This window comes from Rhizobium leucaenae USDA 9039 (assembly GCF_000426285.1).
Lineage (GTDB): Bacteria > Pseudomonadota > Alphaproteobacteria > Rhizobiales > Rhizobiaceae > Rhizobium > Rhizobium leucaenae.
This window is the reverse complement of sequence record NZ_AUFB01000030.1, coordinates 1-17,600: the sequence shown is the minus strand read 5'-3', so window position 1 is coordinate 17,600 and position 17,600 is coordinate 1. Positions and strand designations below refer to the sequence as shown.

19 protein-coding genes are annotated in these 17,600 nt (G+C 55.2%); 9 read left to right on the top strand and 10 right to left on the bottom strand.

What is annotated here, in order from left to right; genetic code table 11:
* Positions 1–6 precede the first annotated feature (6 nt).
* From rctB to K290_RS35205, 3 genes are all read right to left on the bottom strand, one after another.
* Positions 7–303: an SMa0974 family conjugal transfer regulator gene (rctB, locus tag K290_RS39005; RefSeq protein WP_028754903.1), complete on the bottom strand. Its 297-nt coding sequence runs from the start codon at positions 301–303 to the stop codon at positions 7–9.
* Positions 304–416: 113 nt separating this feature from the next.
* On the bottom strand, positions 417–1,673 hold the full coding sequence (locus K290_RS0128145) for an 8-amino-7-oxononanoate synthase family protein (RefSeq protein ID WP_028754902.1): 1,257 nt from the start codon (positions 1,671–1,673) through the stop codon (positions 417–419).
* A gap of 249 nt (positions 1,674–1,922) precedes the next feature.
* Entirely contained in the window at positions 1,923–2,636 is a 714-nt protein-coding gene (locus tag K290_RS35205) for a winged helix-turn-helix transcriptional regulator (RefSeq protein ID WP_037136472.1), read from the bottom strand.
* A 409-nt stretch (positions 2,637–3,045) separates the two neighbouring features.
* On the opposite strand from K290_RS35205, the gene K290_RS37510 reads away from it, so the two are divergent.
* Positions 3,046–3,339 (top strand): hypothetical protein, encoded by a 294-nt coding sequence (locus K290_RS37510; RefSeq protein WP_154668689.1) that lies wholly within the window; start codon positions 3,046–3,048, stop codon positions 3,337–3,339.
* Positions 3,340–3,757: 418 nt separating this feature from the next.
* Here the strand turns inward: K290_RS37510 and K290_RS0128135 are convergent, their stop codons facing one another.
* From K290_RS0128135 to K290_RS0128115, 5 genes are all read right to left on the bottom strand, one after another.
* Entirely contained in the window at positions 3,758–5,236 is a 1,479-nt protein-coding gene (locus K290_RS0128135) for an NAD-dependent succinate-semialdehyde dehydrogenase (RefSeq protein WP_028754901.1), read from the bottom strand.
* 258 nt (positions 5,237–5,494) lie between these two features.
* A complete protein-coding gene (locus K290_RS0128130) occupies positions 5,495–6,529 on the bottom strand; it encodes an extracellular solute-binding protein (RefSeq protein ID WP_051264245.1) in 1,035 nt (344 codons plus the stop codon).
* Between the two features lie 86 nt (positions 6,530–6,615).
* The gene (locus tag K290_RS0128125; protein WP_028754899.1) at positions 6,616–7,392 is read right to left on the bottom strand and encodes an ABC transporter permease; all 777 of its coding nucleotides are present in this window, start codon (positions 7,390–7,392) and stop codon (positions 6,616–6,618) included.
* Between the two features lie 73 nt (positions 7,393–7,465).
* Positions 7,466–8,365, bottom strand: a complete 900-nt coding sequence (locus K290_RS0128120) for an ABC transporter permease (protein WP_028754898.1) — start codon at positions 8,363–8,365, stop codon at positions 7,466–7,468.
* Between the two features lie 3 nt (positions 8,366–8,368).
* Positions 8,369–9,475 carry an ABC transporter ATP-binding protein gene (locus tag K290_RS0128115; RefSeq protein WP_028754897.1) on the bottom strand — a complete coding sequence of 369 codons (1,107 nt, stop codon included), beginning with the start codon at positions 9,473–9,475 and terminating at the stop codon, positions 8,369–8,371.
* A gap of 235 nt (positions 9,476–9,710) precedes the next feature.
* Between K290_RS0128115 and K290_RS0128110 the strand changes: the two genes are divergently transcribed.
* The 5 genes from K290_RS0128110 to K290_RS0128090 all read left to right on the top strand — a co-directional run bounded on the left by K290_RS0128110 (position 9,711) and on the right by K290_RS0128090 (position 15,127).
* Positions 9,711–10,394 (top strand): GntR family transcriptional regulator, encoded by a 684-nt coding sequence (locus K290_RS0128110; RefSeq protein ID WP_037136469.1) that lies wholly within the window; start codon positions 9,711–9,713, stop codon positions 10,392–10,394.
* A 115-nt stretch (positions 10,395–10,509) separates the two neighbouring features.
* Positions 10,510–11,871: an aspartate aminotransferase family protein gene (locus K290_RS0128105; protein ID WP_028754895.1), complete on the top strand. Its 1,362-nt coding sequence runs from the start codon at positions 10,510–10,512 to the stop codon at positions 11,869–11,871.
* Positions 11,868–13,580, top strand: coding sequence for an acetolactate synthase catalytic subunit (locus K290_RS0128100; protein WP_028754894.1), 1,713 nt, complete (start codon positions 11,868–11,870; stop codon positions 13,578–13,580). The genes K290_RS0128105 and K290_RS0128100 overlap by 4 nt, the downstream gene beginning before the upstream one ends.
* Positions 13,580–14,350 (top strand): SDR family oxidoreductase, encoded by a 771-nt coding sequence (locus K290_RS0128095; RefSeq protein ID WP_028754893.1) that lies wholly within the window; start codon positions 13,580–13,582, stop codon positions 14,348–14,350. The genes K290_RS0128100 and K290_RS0128095 overlap by 1 nt, the downstream gene beginning before the upstream one ends.
* A 51-nt stretch (positions 14,351–14,401) precedes the next feature.
* Positions 14,402–15,127 carry a response regulator transcription factor gene (locus tag K290_RS0128090; protein WP_028754892.1) on the top strand — a complete coding sequence of 242 codons (726 nt, stop codon included), beginning with the start codon at positions 14,402–14,404 and terminating at the stop codon, positions 15,125–15,127.
* A gap of 198 nt (positions 15,128–15,325) precedes the next feature.
* Here K290_RS0128090 and K290_RS0128085 read toward each other — a convergent pair whose 3' ends face one another.
* The gene (locus tag K290_RS0128085) at positions 15,326–15,679 is read right to left on the bottom strand and encodes a MarR family transcriptional regulator (protein WP_028754891.1); all 354 of its coding nucleotides are present in this window, start codon (positions 15,677–15,679) and stop codon (positions 15,326–15,328) included.
* 99 nt (positions 15,680–15,778) lie between these two features.
* On the opposite strand from K290_RS0128085, the gene K290_RS0128080 reads away from it, so the two are divergent.
* The 3 genes from K290_RS0128080 to K290_RS0128070 are packed head-to-tail and all read left to right on the top strand — an operon-like array spanning position 15,779 to position 17,289.
* Positions 15,779–16,318 carry a hypothetical protein gene (locus K290_RS0128080; RefSeq protein ID WP_028754890.1) on the top strand — a complete coding sequence of 180 codons (540 nt, stop codon included), beginning with the start codon at positions 15,779–15,781 and terminating at the stop codon, positions 16,316–16,318.
* 3 nt (positions 16,319–16,321) lie between these two features.
* A complete protein-coding gene (locus K290_RS0128075) occupies positions 16,322–16,990 on the top strand; it encodes a lysozyme family protein (RefSeq protein WP_028754889.1) in 669 nt (222 codons plus the stop codon).
* Positions 16,987–17,289: a TrbC/VirB2 family protein gene (locus K290_RS0128070; protein ID WP_028754888.1), complete on the top strand. Its 303-nt coding sequence runs from the start codon at positions 16,987–16,989 to the stop codon at positions 17,287–17,289. The genes K290_RS0128075 and K290_RS0128070 overlap by 4 nt, the downstream gene beginning before the upstream one ends.
* Positions 17,290–17,453: 164 nt before the next feature.
* Here K290_RS0128070 and K290_RS36590 read toward each other — a convergent pair.
* Positions 17,454–17,600 (bottom strand): ATP-binding protein (locus K290_RS36590; RefSeq protein WP_161631257.1); only part of this gene is annotated, 147 nt, incomplete at its 5' end.

Below are 17,600 nucleotides of genomic sequence, written 5' to 3'. Positions count from 1 at the left end.
GTGAACTCACCCTCGGTCGCCCCCGTGGATCCACTGAGGCTTGGAATTTGATAATTTGAAGAGCCGCGTCTCAAGTACCGTTCTGATGCCAAGAAGGGTGAGGATGTTTTCTGCGGCAACCAAGCAGATCAATCCGGAACCTGCCACCTGGACAACGGCATGGCCGCCATCAAACTTTAGGATTCGCGCCCGGTCTTTCGCTGGCACTGAATGACACAGACCCGCGATCGGTCGGCAAATTTGCTCGAGCAATGTATTGGCATCGGACAATGGAATGCGAATTTCCGCTACATACTCGTACATCTTGAAGCCGCCTTGATTTGCGGGAGTGGCTCGGCCCTGCGCTGATGTATGCGGGCTTATTGGACCTCTCGCGGTATAATTCGCGAAGGCCTTCTAATCCGATGCATTGATCATCAGTTCGATCCCTGTTCCTCGCGCGCTTCCCTGATGGCTCGGGACAATCCCTCTATATCCTCCATGGTGTGGCTCGCTGTGACACAGATGCGCAAGCCAGCCTTGTCCTTTGCAATGGTCGGGAAAAAGATGACGGAGGTGAAAAAGCCTTTATTAAGAATACGGCGTGCGGCCCGGATGGCTGAATTTTCGTCTCCGAATTCTATAGTGCGAATTGGCAGCGTTGAGCCAGCCTGTTCGCTTGCCACCTTTCGATCGAATGCAATAATCCTCCGTGCGAGTGCGTCTTGACGGAACTTGAGTTCTTCGGTGCGATGAAGCGATTGTGACGCCATGGCTGCGCCAATCGCTGCGAGATTCAGCGATGCGGAAAAGGCATAGGCAACGGAAAAACGGCGAAACAATTGTTCCTGTCGTGATGTACCAAGCATCAGCAAGCCGCCCGAAGCACCAAATCCCTTGCCGAGCGATGCAGCAATGATCGTGCGTTCGCCAAGGTTCGGACCTAACTGCGATCGCGCGAAACCTTCGCCTGATGTGCCGAAAAGGGAAATACCGTGAGCGTCATCAATATAGAGAAACAATCCATAGCGGTCTTGTAGGGTCAGGAGATCTGCTATCGGCGCGCTGCCACCCATGGAATAGGCACCATCGCAGACGTAAGCGACGCGATCGTTGCGTCGGCAGATGTCCTCAAGTGTGTTGAGATCGTTGTGGGCAATTGTTTCCACTTGCGTTTCGCAGGCTGCGACGGGCTTGTGGAAGGCAAGTGTTGCGTGCGCCAGGCGATCAAAGACGATCGTTGGTCGCTTATTTTCCGTCAGATGCCCCGATGCTAAGAGTGGCAAGGCTCCCATATTGGCAGCCAATACCGTGGTGTAGGTTATGACCCGTGCCGCGAATAAGTCGGATAGAGCTTCTTCCAATTCGCCCAGAAAGCCGAAATTCAATCGCGTCCTCGCACAGGACCAATGCAGCGCATTATGTTGTCTCACTGCCTGTACGGCGCCTTCGAGGATACGCGGATGATTGTCGAGGCCGAGGTAGGAGCAGCGAACGAAGTCTATAACCTTGCGGTCGTGGGAGACCGTGGGCAAGAAAACGGATCGATCCTTTGACGGCTTGGCATAGAGGGCCATAAGCCCCTCTTGTTCAGCGGCTGCCAAATTTCGTTCGGCGAAATCGATAACGCTAAGAGTATTGCGGTAAGACCGCTGCACGGCTGCAGCCGTGGGCGATTGATGATCATCGCTCATTGAAAAGATCCGAATTGTTTGCGTGGGACCAACGACGCGATCAGCGAATGGATACTGTCGCGCCGTTCGCATCTCAACTGAGACGCGACGTGGTTTTTTGCCGTGAAATGGTCCGGGGAACAACGATGATTGCGATAATATTGTCGGAAGATACTGAGAAGCCAATGACTCGAAAGTCGAAACCTTTGTGAATGCCACTGCACCCGGCTTTATTCATGACCGGGTGATTGCGACGCGATCTTTCTGCCTTCAAGTTATCTTATCAGAGTCTTCAAGTGCGTAGCCAGCACCACGCACCGTGCGGATAATGTCCCGACCTATGATGCTCTTGAGTGCTCGACGTAGACGTCCCACGTGAACATCGACGGTTCGCGGCTCGACGAACAACCCTGCTGGCCAAGCCGCTTGGATTAGATCGTCCCGGCTGAACACATATTCTGGTCTTTGCATAAACTGTTGAAGAAGACGAAACTCGATCGGACTGAGCCGCACCTCATGACCTTTGTAATCAACTCTTCGAGCATCAAGCTCCATAGTGATTCCCGCGTAGATCAAGACGTTATGTGAATATTTTTCAAAGCCTGGTCGAAAAATCTTTTCCGGCAATAAGCTTCCCAGGTACGATAAAAAACGCTCTGGATTGAATGGGCGCATGAAAATCTCATTCACGCCCGCTTTAAGGGCCTCAAGGTAGAGTTCCTGCTTGCCGGCTCCTACGAAGACAGCGATGGGCAAAGCTTGGTGATTTGAAGCTGCCCTGACTCCCGTCACAAAATCTCGGATGGGAAAAGCATCGATGTCACAGTCGATTATTACGGCAACCAAGCCATCTAAGCTCATCCTGGCTAGCGTTTCTTCCGTCCCCTCGGCCAAGATGGAATCGAAACCTTCAGCATTCAGGATATATGCAAGGAGAAGATAAAGCTCGTAATCTAGTGAGCAAATGAGGACGAGCGGTTTCATCGATAGCAGCCTTTCAAAAGATGAGGCGATCCGCCAAGCAAAGCCGGTAACGCTCAGCACCCATTTGGTGCAACAAAAATTCTTTCCACCATTCGCGAAAACGTCAGATTTTCGCGTTAGCGTAGCGTAATTTTTCTGTCACAATTCGATATTGCGTGTAAATAGGGAAAATGCTAACGTGTCGATCAAGATAATGTTGCAACAAAATAGGAGATCAATGCTGCCAGGGTGAAAGCCTGGGCAATTAACAGGAGAGATGTAGTTCGACGATCCAGCTGGATCGGCCAAACAAATAGGAAACGGCCAGGGATCACACGACGCACGCGATATCCGCAGTCGTGACTCACTTGTGAGAACAACGTCCGGCCAACTGATCAACCCGTGTCGGACACTCGCGGGAGAATTTCCTATGGCTGTTTCCGGTTCTTCTAAAGATTGCCAATCGTCTTTTGCAGGCGCCAATATCTCTACTTTGTTCGATTCCGAGCCTGGAGCCGCCGCATCAGCGGCGCGGGCAGTTTATGGTACTGATGCTACGCTTGCGGTAGCTTGGTGCGCGCTGTGTGCCAAGATGGACGGGCGTGTCTTGGATGGCCACTTCTGGTTCGAGGTTTTTAGCTTATTACGGGGCGGCGGAGGTTTGTCGGTGGCCGAACCGAAAAAAATGCGTCCAGGGCGGCCGACTAGAAGGCGCTTGCTTTGACGACGCTGCAAAAGGTCCGGCGAAAGCGTGATATAGGGATCTTTATCCTCTGAGCCGTAATCGCCTCCGGTACCTATCGGGCCAAATCTGAGATTTGGCTCTTTGGCCGGGATATCAACGTACTCAAGCTATGCGCTCAGTAGCTACGTTGACGAGATAGTCGATGTTAAGCGACGACGATTTGCCGATAGGACAATATCGCGTTCTCGCATTCTTGATTGCTCAAATGGGAACGGCCGCAGTGACGAGATTGTCCTACGGCCGTTCCAGCTTTGAGACCGGGCGCCGCCGATTAATGCGAATAGCCGGCGGCAGTCTCACTGAGGCTCTTTCCTTTTGTCTCAGGAGCCCATAGCTGCGACACCAAGGCGCCGCTGAACACGACGGCTGCCGCGACCAGCATCACGATCGGGATGCATCAAATACCGAGGCAGAGATATTTGATTTCAACGTAGTCATTGATGCCATACTTCGAGCCCTCACGACCTTGACCCGATTGTTTAATGCCACCGAATGGTGCCACCTCAGTCGAGATTAGGCCGGTGTTGATGCCAACCATCCCATACTCGAGAGCTTCTGCGACCCGGAAGATCCTGGAGACGTCCTTGGAATAGAAATAAGAGGCAAGGCCGTATTCCGTATTGTTTGCCATCTCCACGACTTCTTCTTCGGTGTCGAACTTGAAGATCGGTGCGACCGGTCCAAAGGTTTCCTCTCGGGCAACTTTCATTTCGGATGTGACGCCGGTTAGGACTGTCGGTTGGAAGAACAGGCCTCCCTTGGCGTCTGGCTTTCCACCGATGTGGATCTTCGCTCCTTTGTCGAGAGCGTCAGCGATATGTTCCTCCACCTTTGCAACGGCCTTCTCCGTGATGAGCGGCCCGGCGTCGACCCCCGGTTCGAAGCCATCACCAACCTTGATGGCGCTGACTTTTTCCGCAAGCTTCTGAGCGAAAATGTCATAAATTCCAGACTGAACGTAAAGGCGGTTTGCGCAAACACACGTCTGCCCATTGTTGCGGTATTTGGAGATCATTGCGCCTTCGAGTGCCGCATTGACGTCAGCATCATCAAACACGATAAAGGGCGCGTTTCCGCCAAGTTCAAGGCCGAGCTTCATGATCTGCTCGGCTCCCTGCCGCATAAGAATTTTGCCGACACCTGTTGAGCCGGTAAAGGTCAGCTTCCGCACCTTTTCATTTTCGGTGAATTCTTTACCGATAGAGGCCGAGTCTCGTGACGTGATTACGTTGAAGACGCCAGCTGGAATGCCGGCACGCTCGGCAAGAAGAGCAAGTGAGAGTGCGGAAAGCGGCGTTTCGGCCGCGGGTTTCGAAACCATTGCGCAACCTGCCGCGACCGCAGGAGCAAACTTGCGGGCGAGCATGGCGTTCGGGAAGTTCCACGGAGTAATTGCAGCGACGACACCTATTGGCTGTTTCAGTACGACAATGCGCTTATCGGCCTGGTGACCGGGGATCGTATCGCCGTAAACACGTTTTGCTTCTTCGCCAAACCATTCGACATAGGATGCGCCGTAGAGAATCTCGCCCTTCGCTTCGGCGAGCGGTTTTCCCATTTCCATTGTCAGGATGACCGCTAGATCGCCTGCGTTTGCGATCATTAGGTCGTAAAGCCTCCGTAGGGCAGCGGCGCGGTCCTTCCCAGTTTTCTTCGCCCAGACTTTTTGGGCGTGGTAGGCTGCATCGATTGCGCGGGCTGCATCGGCGCGAGAGAGATCTGGCAATGTCGCCACAAGATCGCCGGTTGAGGGATTGAGTACATCAAACCTCCCGCCACCTTCACTGTTCGACACCCATTCTCCAGCCACCAGGGCTTTGTCGATCACCAGCGATGGATCACGAAGCTTTGATAAAAGTGAATCTGCGATGGTCATGTTTAAATCTCCTTCGCATTCGCGCAGCTTCCTTTTGAGAACGGCCAAGTCCTCTACGAAGACGTCGTCCTGGGCAGTGATTGCCGCAGGAGGCGAATGACGTTGCTATAGATGCCGCGTTTCAGGAGGATCAATCACTTGGCGCGCGCTAAACGTCCCTGTTATTGCGCGCACCTTCTACGGATCAACCTTCCGCGGATCGGGGTGCATCGGCCTGAGTGTTCGGCGGGTCAATGCTGAATCTCTTGATGCCCTGTGTCACTGTATCCAGTTATTCCACCGTTCCAGCAATTCGGCGGCATGATCGTTGATCCATTTGGAATCAGGCACGACAATGTTATCGCGCACGTCCTGAGCGCTGGGCATCTGATCTCGAACAGCTTGAGGCATCAGCGCGATCGCAGCGCTACTCGGCGGTGTACACAATAACGCCTCACAGACCTTGGCCTGGATATCCGGTGAGTCCAACCAGAAGGCGATGAGCTTTAGCGCGTTGTCGCGATTAGGCGCACCTTTGATGATCGTGAGGCGATCGCCTACGAGAAAGGCTGCCTTGTTCGACCAGGCGATCGTTCGCCCTTCAGACCTAAGCGCGCTTGCTCTCGTTAGCCAAATTTGCCCGACGCTGTAGTCTTTCTCGCGAAAGCCTTGAACGCTTTGATCTCCAGTCTTCCACCAGAGCGAAATTGATGGCCGTAATTCGTCAAGTTTTTTCAGCGCGCGGTCCACGTCAAGCGGGAATAGATTTTCGCGTTTGACGCCATCCGCCAGAAGCGCGGAGGCCATGACACGCCATGGATCATCGAAGTTCGGGAATGAACGTCCGCCCGGAAATTTGGTTGTATCCCACATGTCAGCCCAGGTCGCCGGTTGACTGCCCTTGAACGCCTTCGGATCGTAAGCCATCAAGGTGGCCGTCGAAAAAAGCCGGACGCCCGCTGGAATACAAGCGTCGGGAACTAGATCCTGCCGATCTTTGAACTGCGCACAAAAATTATCGAGCTGTTCGGATATGGCGAGATGGTCCTGTGAGCTGACCTGGATTTCTCCATCGGGATAGAGGTCCCAGGTCACATTGCCTGTCTTGACCATCGCTGTCGCTTTGGCACGCATCTCGGCGTTGGTCGCCGCGACAGATACGACGTGGATACCGGTTTTGACCGTGAACGGATCGAACCACCATTTCCGCAGTGCCGCATCGTACGCACCGCCAGTAGTCGCGATCACGACTTTATCACTGGCAAACGAAGGTCGGGGCATGGCGCTCCCAATGAAAGCGGCCGCGCAAAGCATAGCAACGCCGCTCAGCCGGATGACTGAATTTGTCAACATCGATTTCCCCTCTATTGGATAATCCGCTCGCGGCGGACGTTCGGCCGCTATTTTTGCTCCCGGCGGCCGTTCAGGAGGTGAATTGCCCCCATCAGAAGCAGCGAAACGGCGACAACAATGGCCGAGACTGCGGCGATGACGGGTGTCAGGTTGAAGTCTATATCTTCGAACATTTTCCGGCTGATCGTCTTTCCGTCCGTGTCGGAGATAAAGAAAGCGACGGTTGCTTCGTCGAAGGACGTCAGGAAGGCGAAGACCGACGCGGTTGCGACTGCCGGGGCGAGATTGGGCAGCGTTACCGCGAAAAAAGCCCGGAACCGACTTGCCCCGCAGCTTAGAGCCGCCAATTCGAGAAGAGGATCCATTCTCTCAAGTGCTGCGGAGATGATAATTACGACGAATGGGACCGCCAACACAGAGTGCGCAAGGACGAAGCCAGGTAACTTGCCGGTGAGATGCAGCGGAGAAAAGACGAGAAAAAGCGCAATCCCAAATACGATCTGTGGCACAATCATTGGCCCGAGGCAGAGCGCCTGCAGCAACGCTCTGCCCGGCAGCTTACCGCGTACGAGGGCGACTGCAGCCATGGTGCCTACGATTGTTGCGACTACGGCTGTCGCTGCGGCGATCTCAAGGCTGAAGATAGTCGCATTTTGCCAATCGGGATCGGATAGATAAGCCACAAACCATCGTAGCGTCAGTCCCTGTGGCGGGAAGGCGATGTAGGAGGCATTGTTAAGCGCCAGAGGCAAAATCAATAGCGTTGGCAACACAAGAAACAACAACACTATTGCGATCACGAAGTCGGCGGAGCGTTTCACCATCCGAGGAAGGAAGGTGCTGCGACGCCTGTCGCTTGACGAATGCGAAACGAATTCTTGCGTCAAGTTTGAGGACTTAATGGACACTGTTTAAACCTTTGCTGAAAGAGAGCGCACGTCGGAAAACGGTGACCAGCAGCAATGTTGCCGCCAAAAGGATCGCCGATAAAGCGGCGGCGAACGGCCAATCCAGCAAGACGATTGTCTGTTGGCCGATCAAGGTCGCCATCATGAGCGCGCCCGGTCCCCCGACCAATGCTGGCGTGATGTAGAAGCCGATAGCAAGAATGAAGCAGATGACGCACCCGGCAAACACGCCCGGTAGACTGAGCGGAAAGGTCACCCGCCAAAAGGCGACAATCCGGCCCGCACCCAGGTTGCGCGCCGCCTGCTCATAAGCGCTGGGAATGGAACGCAGCGCCGAATGGATCGGCAACACCATGAACGGCATCAGTACATGTGTCATAGCAACGATGACGGCGCCCTCGGTGTAGAGCATCTTCACTGGCGCGGATATGAGACCCATGTCAAAGAGAAGGTTGTTGACGATGCCGTTGCGCCCTAGCAATACGATCCATGCATAGGAGCGGACCAGCACTGAGGTCCAAAGTGGGATAAAGAGGCATGCCATGCCGACTTTCGCAAGCCGGCCGCGCATGTGCGCGATGGCATACGCAGTCGGGTATCCAATTGCAAAACAAGCAATGGTTACTATCGTTGCGATACCGAATGTTCTGAGAAGCACCTGCACGTAAAGAGGGTTCTCGAAGGCGCGCTGATAGGGTTCAAACGCGGTTGCTGCGGAAAGGCTAATTTCGATCAGTCGCCCCATGGGATAGATGAAAACCGCCGCCAAAAGGACGAGCAGCGGCAGGATCAAAAGGATCGCCAGCAGCGGAGAATAGTGGCGGGATGTCCCCGTGAGGAGCCAACGGAAAGAAGACGCTACTGATTGGTTTGGAATGGATGAGGTCATCGACTAGGCCTCGGTTTTTGCAAACAGGCGCAACGCGTTCGACTCGGCGATGACATCGATTAGGTCGCCCCGGCGCAAAGTTGCAGCTGCGTGCCCAACGGGCATCTGGATCTGGAGCAGGCGGTTATTGCCGGTCTGCGTTCGCACAAAAAAGAGAAAAAACGAGCCGGCGAACACGGCTGCGTCTACGGTGCCCGTCAATATCGCGCCGCGGTCACGGCCATGCGGCGCAAGTGACAGTCGTTCCGGCCGCACGGCCACGCTGATTGCCCGCCCGAGCGAAAAGGCGCTGACGTCGTCATCGGCAGGTGCGGTAGAAACAACGTTGCCACCTCGCAACCGCACCATATGATTTCCATTCTCTAGTCCCAGGTATTCGGCTTCCAGAAAATTCATGCGGCCGATGAAATCTCCGACAAAGGCGGAGACGGGAGAGCGATAAAGTTCGAGCGGTGAACCGACCTGGGCTAACCGCCCATTCGCTACCACCGCCACACGGTCGGACATCGTCATCGCCTCCTCCTGGTCATGCGTCACATAAACGACCGTCGCTCCGAGGCGCTGCTGAAGGCCTTTGATTTCCAGTTGCAGCGTCTCGCGTAGTTTTTTGTCGAGCGCTCCGAGCGGTTCGTCCATTAACAGGACCGGTGGCTCGAAGATGATGGCGCGGGCAACCGCAACGCGTTGTTGCTGGCCGCCGGATAGCTGGTGCGGATATCGGTTGCCGTAGTCGCCGAGATGCACCTGTGCCAACGCCGCTTCCACCTTGGGGCGGATCAGACTTTCGCTCATATGTCGCATGCGTAGCGGGAAGGCGATGTTCGCTGCCACCGTGAGATGGGGAAAGAGCGCGTAGCGCTGGAAGACCATTCCGATATTGCGCTTATTCGGCGCCACGAACGTCACATCTTGAGGGCCAATCATGATCTGGCCGCTGCTGGGGTTTTCGAAGCCCGCGATCATGGTCAGGAGTGTCGTCTTGCCGGATCCGGACGGGCCGAGGACCGACAGGAATTCGCCGGCCCGGATCACAAGTGAAACACCGTCGACCGCGACCGCGTTTTCGTATCGTTTTTCCAGTCCTTTCAGCGCAAGCGTTTGACCGATCAAAGTTCCTCTCCCATTGCTTTAGTTTTCAGATATGCCGAGTTGCCGGACGAAGGCTGCCGTGCACGCGCAATTGCCAATCTGCTGCGGTCCATCTTCTCCAACTGAACTTTGAGAAAGACGGGGATTTGCAAAGATGCTATGACGTTTGATGCGACATAACGTTTGCAATCTCGTCGCATTTTATTTTTGTTGCAACAAAAATTTGCTTTGTCAAAACATTTTTGGAGGAGATCGCTTGAAAAAGTCTACCCAGGACGACGAAATCTATCAGCATCAGCCGACGAGATTGGGTGATATGGCCTACGACAACATGAAAGAGCGGCTTATAAGGGGTGCTTTTTCCCCTGGGGAGAAGCTGACGGTGCGGGCCGTGTCGCAAATGTTGAACGTAAGTTCGACGCCAGCCCGCGACGCCATCAATCGTCTGGTGATCGATGGAGCTCTCATATACTCCGGCCCCAAAACTGTCATCGTACCACATCTAAGACTGGTTGACCTTGAGGAGATCACGCAGATGCGCTTAGCGCTTGAGGGGTTAGCTGCGGAGCTCTCCGTCAAGGCCGTCACCAATGTCACGATCGCTGAGCTGGAGGCAATCCAAGCGAAAATCGATGCAGCATTGGATCAGCGGCGCTATTTCGATGCTCTTTGGCATAACAAAGAGTTTCACTTCGGGATCTATCGCCTGGCCGGGATGCCCTATCTTTTGCAGGTGATCGAGGCTCTTTGGTTGCGGGTAGGGGCTTCGTTTAATGGTCTTTATCCAGAGTTTTCGGAGAAGCGTTACGGCGCCCGCAACCATCGGGTCGCCATCGAAGCACTTGTCGAAAGAGACGCGCAGGCCGCGCGCGCTGCCATTGAGACGGATATTCGCGACGGCTTTCGGCAGATGAAGAAAGCCAACAAGGAGCAGGGCTAAGAGAATTTCTGTCGATCCTGAATTTTATGTTGCACTTTCCAGCCGTTCATGTTTTTTTGTTGCAACAAAAATATGAACGGGATGCGAATGCATCCTCGAGCGGAGAAGACAACACATGCTTCATCAGGATTTTCTCTCATTTCGACGAGCAGCGCGGCGGTCTCGCTCGCAATACTTCTTCGAGCGCGGACGACTTATATTTCCTGATGGGACTACGCGGGTTACCGTCGAACGCGATCCCATACCGACCTACATTGCGCGGGGCGAAGGCGCGTATCTGATAGACGTCGACGGCAATCGTCTGCTCGACCTCAACAATAACTTTACGACGCTGATCCATGGTCATGGTTATCTGCCCGTCGCCGACGCTGTTGCAGATATTCTGCAAAAAGGGACGTGCTTTTCCAATCCTACCGAGCACGAGCTAGGTCTGGCAGAGTTGCTTGTCCAGCGCATTCCGGCAATCGAACATATTCGCTTCGTCAATAGTGGCACGGAAGCCGTCATGTTTGCGATCAAGGCGGCGCGCGCCTTCACCGGACGGTCGCGCATTGCACGCGCGGAAGGAGCCTATCATGGGGCCTACGATTGGGCCGAGGTGAGCCAAAGCGCGGCGCCGGCATCGTGGGGGCCTGAGGAGGCGCCGACTGCAACCACCGTCTACAGAGGGGCACCAGAGAGTGTTGCCGAGGAAGTTGATGTGATCCGCTTCAACGACATTGAAGGCTTGGAGCGGCGAGTGGCAATTTCCGGGAGTGAACTTGCCTGCATTCTGATTGATCCGATGCCGAGCCGGGCGGGGCTGACGGCACCAGATCCAGCCTTTGTCGAGGCAATTTCTACCCTTTCAAGGCAATATGGCTTTCTCGTCGTTGCGGACGAGGTTCTCAACCTGCGGCAAGGATACCGCGGCGCATCGGCGCGATTTGGGCTCGTGCCCGATCTGGTCGCTGCTGGAAAGATTATCGGCGGCGGTTTTCCTGTCGGCGCTGTGGGCGGCCGCAAGGAGGTAATGGAGGTCTTTGCAGGAGTTGGAACAAGACCGGTACTACCTCAAGGCGGCACATTTTCGGCCAATCCAGTGTCGATGGTAGCGGGGAGAGTTGCCATGGAAGCTCTGACACCGGCAAGTTTTGAGCGGCTCGAGGAAATGGGAACACACGTGCGCAATGGTCTTTGTGCCGCGATAGCGCGCTATGAGGCGCCTTTTTCAGTAACTGGGTCAGCTTCGCTTTTCCGCATCCACCCGAAGCGCCACACGCCCCGCGAATATCGGCAGGCTTTCCCAACGCCTGAACAGAACAGTTGGATGACCAATATGACGAGCCATTTTCGCTCGCTCGACATCCTTCTTCCTTTTGGTGCTGCGTCCTGCCTCTCCACGGCAATGACGAATTCCGATCTCGATCTGATCGTTGAAGCCTTCGGCGACTTTCTTGAGACCTATCAATCTGCGTTTGAGGAGTTGAAGGCATGACCGTGAAGACCCTAGAAACCGTCGCTCAATCGCTAGCTCGTTCGCTACTGCGCCACGACGTCACACATATCTTCGCCCAAAGCTTGCCTTCAGCGCTCATCCTGGCTGCCGAGGCGGTTGGCATTCGCCAGATCGCCTATCGCCAGGAAAACATGGGTGGCGCGATGGCGGACGGTTATGCGCGGCGTTCCGGTAAAATCGGCGTCGTGGCAGCTCAGAATGGCCCAGCGGCAACTCTGCTCGTGCCGCCAATGGCTGAGGCGTTGAAGGCGAGTGTTCCGATCGTCGCGCTCGTGCAGGAAGTCGAGCGTGACCAGATGGATCGAAACGCTTTTCAGGAGCTCGATCACATCGCTCTCTTCCAGTCGTGTACGAAATGGGTGCGCAGGGTCATAGTGCCCGAACGGATCGAAGATTATATCGATGCCGCCTTCACTGCCGCGGGCTCGGGTCGGCCGGGACCTGTGGCATTGCTGTTGCCCGCTGATTTACTCCGCATGCAGCTTAGTGTCCCGTTGTCGTCGCGATCTATCAATCTCGGGCATTGGCCACTTGATCGCTCGTGCCCCGATCGTGCGACATTACGAGAGGCGGCAGAGATGATTTCCCATGCCAGAAATCCCGTGGTCATCGCAGGCGGTGGCGTCTTCGGTAGCAATGCTTGCGAGGAACTGGCTGATTTGCAGGAGACGGCGGTGCTCCCCGTTTTCACCACCAATATGGGCAAGGGTGCCGTTGATGAACACCATGCCCTGTCGGCGGGAGTATTGGGATCGCTGGTCGGCCCGCGCTCGCTTGGACGTCATACCGCCGCTTTGGTCAATGCCGCCGATCTTGTCGTACTCATCGGAACCCGTACAAACCAAAACGGGACGGATAGTTGGCGACAGATTCCTCCAGACGCACAGGTTATCCATATCGATGTTGATCCGCAGGAAATCGGCCGCAACTATCAGGCCTTGCGTCTGGTCGGCGATGCCAGAGAGACGCTCCGCGAGCTTGTTCACGCGTTGAAGGATTGTGATCTCTCACATCGCCGGGATCGGCGGGCCGCTGTCGTTGGCCGAATTGCAGAATGCTGGCGGCGGTTCGAAGAGGAGAGGCATCCTCTTGTGCACGCGACGTCTTCACCGATCCGACCCGAGCGTATCATGGCCGAACTGCAGGGATTATTGACTGCGCAAACCACCATTGTTGCGGACGCGAGCTATTCATCGATGTGGGTGGCCGGTCAGTTGCGCGCCCTTGCTCCGGGAATGCGATTTCTTACGCCTCGTGGACTTGCCGGACTGGGATGGGGGCTGCCTCTGGCGTTGGGGGCAAAGGCTGCTCTGCCGAGCCAGCCCGTTGTTGCTCTCGTCGGCGATGGTGGGTTCGCGCATAGCTGGGCGGAAATCGAAACGATGGTGCGGTCCGAATTGCCTGTCATCGTCATCCTTCTCAATAACGGCATTCTGGGCTTTCAACGGGATGCCGAGACTGCGAAGTTCGGTCGCTTCACGTCGGCTTGCCATTTCGCGCCCGTCGATCACGTCCAGATCGCACAAGCCTGCGGATGCCCTGCAGTTCGTGTCGAGGATCCGAGCAAGTTGAAAGGTTATTTGCAAGATGGATTGTCGCGGAAGGGGCCATTGCTCATCGAGGTCATGACAGACCCTGAGGCCCATCCCGCTCTATCCTTGTTTGCCAGCATGGACGAGGCGGCATAATGTCGGATCGGTCTCGCGTGGCGGTTGTGACAGGAGGGACGAGCGGCATAGGATTGGCGACCGCGCGAAGACTTCTGGCGGCGGGACATCGTGTCGCTGTTTTCAGCCACAACAGTGATACTGTTGCGGAGGCATGCACGTCCCTTTCCGAAGAATTCGATCCCGATCAGGTTCTCGGTCGGGTTGTGGATCTAGCGAACCCTGCGGCGCTCACACGATTCTTCGATGAACTCCAATCCATCTGGGGCTTTGCTGAGATCCTTGTTTGCAACGCTGGAATATCGCCGAAAGGCCCGAACGGTCCTACACAGTTTGAGGAAATCGGGTTGGACCAATGGAACCGAGTGCTGGCGGTGAACTTGACGGGTGCGATGCTGTGCTGTCAGGCCGTCATCGGCGGTATGCGACAAACCGGTTTCGGACGTGTCGTTCTCGTGGGGTCGCTTGCGGGCCGAACGCGTCCTCGAGTGGCCGGGCCGGCCTACGTTACCAGCAAGGCGGGCATGGCTGGCCTGGTGCGCACGCTGGTGGGCCAGTTTAGTCCCTTCGGCATCACTATTAATCTAGTGGCGCCCGGCAGAATCCTAACGCCTTTGATAGGCGAGCCAGACACGCCGACAAATCGTGAAGCTATCGGCCGCATCCCGGCTGGTCGGCTCGGCACGCCAGAGGACGTCGCAGCAGTCATTGTATTTTTGACGTCAATGGATGCTGGATTCGTTAATGGAGCAATCATCGACGTTAATGGCGGTGAATTTGCCCCTCCATAGCTTCCAGTCATTGGCGTGTTCAGCCACGCGGACCCCGAAAGGGCGAGTGACATGAATCCGGCAGACCGTAAGAGGGTCGTCATTTGGACTGCGGATGCAGAGCTGTTTCTGCCTTTCAGCTATATCCTGAAGACGGAGGGATTTGCGCCATTTCTCGCGTGTAGCGCCAGCGACGTTTTGAACTCATGTGCTGATGATGGGATCCACGCCATTCTCCTCGATTGCACTCCTGAAACTCAAGATGCGGTTTCCCTTTGCATCGAAGTCAGGCATTCCGCGTTCGCAGATGTGCGTTTGATTGCGCTGCTTCGAGACGGAGCGCAGCCGATCCACCTTGCTTTGTTACGAGCCGGTGTTGATGATTGCCTCGCGCGGCCACTTTCACCAGAAAAATTGCTGATGTCGCTCAAACAGACCGACTCAAGAACTCCAAGAACTTCATTGGAAATGCTGGAAGCAAAAGCGCGCAGGGGATTCGAGATCGATGCGGAGGGGCGCCGCGCCTGCTGCAATGGCCAGAATGTCGTTCTGTCACAGGTCGAAATGAAGATCCTATCTTGCCTGGTCGACCGAGCTGGGCAACTTTGCAGCCGCTCAGAATTGATCGCATCGACCTGGTCGGCTTCCTTACCTGTTACGCCGCGCACAGTAGACGTTTATATCGCTCGCTTACGCAAGGCGCTGAAGCGGCTGCCCGGATGCGAGGCTGGCATTAGAACGGTACACAAGTCGGGCTACGTGTTCGATCCGCCGCCTTTGGCACGGACACCATCGTGAGCGACGCTTCCGATCAGAACCGATGCAAAAATCTGCAGTTAAATGGCGGTATCGTCGAGACATTCGGCCCCAGAACCTTCCGGACAGAGGCGCTCGACCGCAAACTGGCAGCTCACCTTCTGCCCGTAGGGGCCGGGAAGCCAAACTGACCTATTTAATGCGATTTGGTTCGCCCTGGCGAAATTCTTTCGGACGACTTCATCTCATCTGAAAGCTCTGCAACTTTTCAAAAATCTCCTCGGAAATTGCGAACTGACGCGCCTTGCCCCGTCCCATCGAATTCTTCACGAATGTCTCGGTGAGCATGCCACGCGCAATCAGTGGTTCGATGACCTCGGAGACGCCCATGCGTGTCAGCTTTGTAATTTCGACGAGATTTGAGATAGTTAGCGGCTGATGCCCCTGATGCATGATGTAGAGGACACTCATCATGCCGACCTGCTTCAGTCGTGATTGCGGCGTCTCGTCTTCCCTTGGGTTGCCCATGATCTCCTGCAGGATGAAGGCTGCGAACGAAATGCTGTGCAATTGTGTGTTGAGCGTACTTGCCATAGGTTTAACTACATTATATACGTTAGTATAAATGACGCAGGAATTGTGGTCCTTAGCCCCAAAGATCGTGTGATGCGTTCACGTTGAAGGGTCGTGCTCATGAAAAACCTTATGGTTGGAATGATCTTTGCCGTTGCCGGCACCAGCTTTATATACAGCATTTCAGAGAGTTATGCGCGCGCTGAGGACTGGGGATGCAAGGTTATCCTCTGCCTTTCAAACCCAGGTGGGCCGACGCAATATGCCGAGTGCCGTCCACCGATCAGCAGGCTTTGGCAGGAGCTGGCGAAAGGACGTTCCTTTCCGACCTGCAGCGGTATCGGCTTCCAGGCCACCCAGCCTGGCTACGAGCCTTACTATTGTAATGACGGCTATAAGCTTACGACGGGATTTGGTGGCCGTGGTGAGGAGGCAACCTGTGTCTCCGCGATCCTTCAAAAGGTCGACGAACGCTTCTGCAGCTCCGATAAGAACAGTGCATCCGACAATCACGGGTTGGTCATTTCGGCTCGATGGAAGCGCGACGGCAGGCATGCGGAATGTGTGGGCTATCCGACATTGAAACCACTCCGGCGCACGCAACCGCATTATGTCGACGTAATCATCGATGGTGTCAGTAGCCAACGCGTGTGGTACTGACCCATGGTCGTATCCTTCACCGATCTTGCTGAAACCTGCGCGCCAGCGGTGGCCGTCGAAACGCTCGCAGCCGTCGTCAGCCTAGAAAGCAATTTCCAGCCGTTTGCCATTCGCATCGATAGAGATCTGCCCGTGGACAAGCAGCCGCATAGCAAGGCGGAGGCGATCCAGGACGCGACAACACTGATAGCCGAGCACCAGAATATCCAGCTGGGGCTTGGTGGCATTGGAATTGAGGAATTGCGGAAGCGTGATCTTACAATTTCCGACGCGTTTGATCCCTGTCTCAATCTCAAGGCGACCGCCACACTGCTCGACGGTTATTATCGTTTGGCTATTCACGCAGGTGCTGCTCCTAAGCAAGCGCAGCGGGTCATGCTGCAATCTTACTACGGGCGCTCCGATCCGTCGGTCGGAACGATGGTTCAATATGACGAGCAGGTGCAGCGCGAGGCAAAACGGCTATTGCCCAAATTGGCTTTGCTGACGATCGGAGTGCGATCCGAGAGGCAGGAAGGAGCCGAGGCAAATGCGTTCGCAAGATCTTCCGACGACCAAGCCGACGAATTGCAGCAGCCGACGATAAGGATTCCTTCCTGGGATGTGTTTAATGCGGCGCGTCACTCGTCCGCTCTTGTCTTCCAAAATGAACAACCGGAGCAGCCAGAATGACATCGAAGTCCTACATGCGTGCATTCGCAACCACTGCCTTGATGGCTATCGTCTTTTCGGCAGCTACGATTGAGCCAGCTTTTGCCCAGAACGCCGGCGGCATCGAGACGGTCCTGCAGAATATCGTGAATATGCTTACGGGCAATGTGATGAAGCTAGTGGCGACGATTGCGATCATCGTGGTCGGGATTGCCTGGATGTTCGGCTACCTAGATTTGCGCAAGGCAGCTTATTGCGTACTCGGCATCGGTATCGCTTATGGCGCTCCGCAAATTGTCAGCACTCTTGCGGGAGGCTGACGATAGTGGGCCAGGTTGCGTATTCCGATGAAGCCGGCCATCGATTCCGATTTGAAGCCGGCCAGTCATTCCGATTTCATTCCGGCCGCCGTTCCGATTTGAAGCCGGCCATTTTTCGGACTGATCCTGGGTCCCGTTGATGTTGGGTTGGGTTTCGTTTCAGGTCAAGCTTGGAGTGTTTCGGACGCTATTGGCGAACGCTGTTTTCGCATGCTTTCGCCGGTGAGATCGATGCGATAGGCGTTGTGAACGAGGCGGTCCAATATGGCATCGGCGAGTGTGGGGTTTGCAATAATTTCCCACCAGCGATC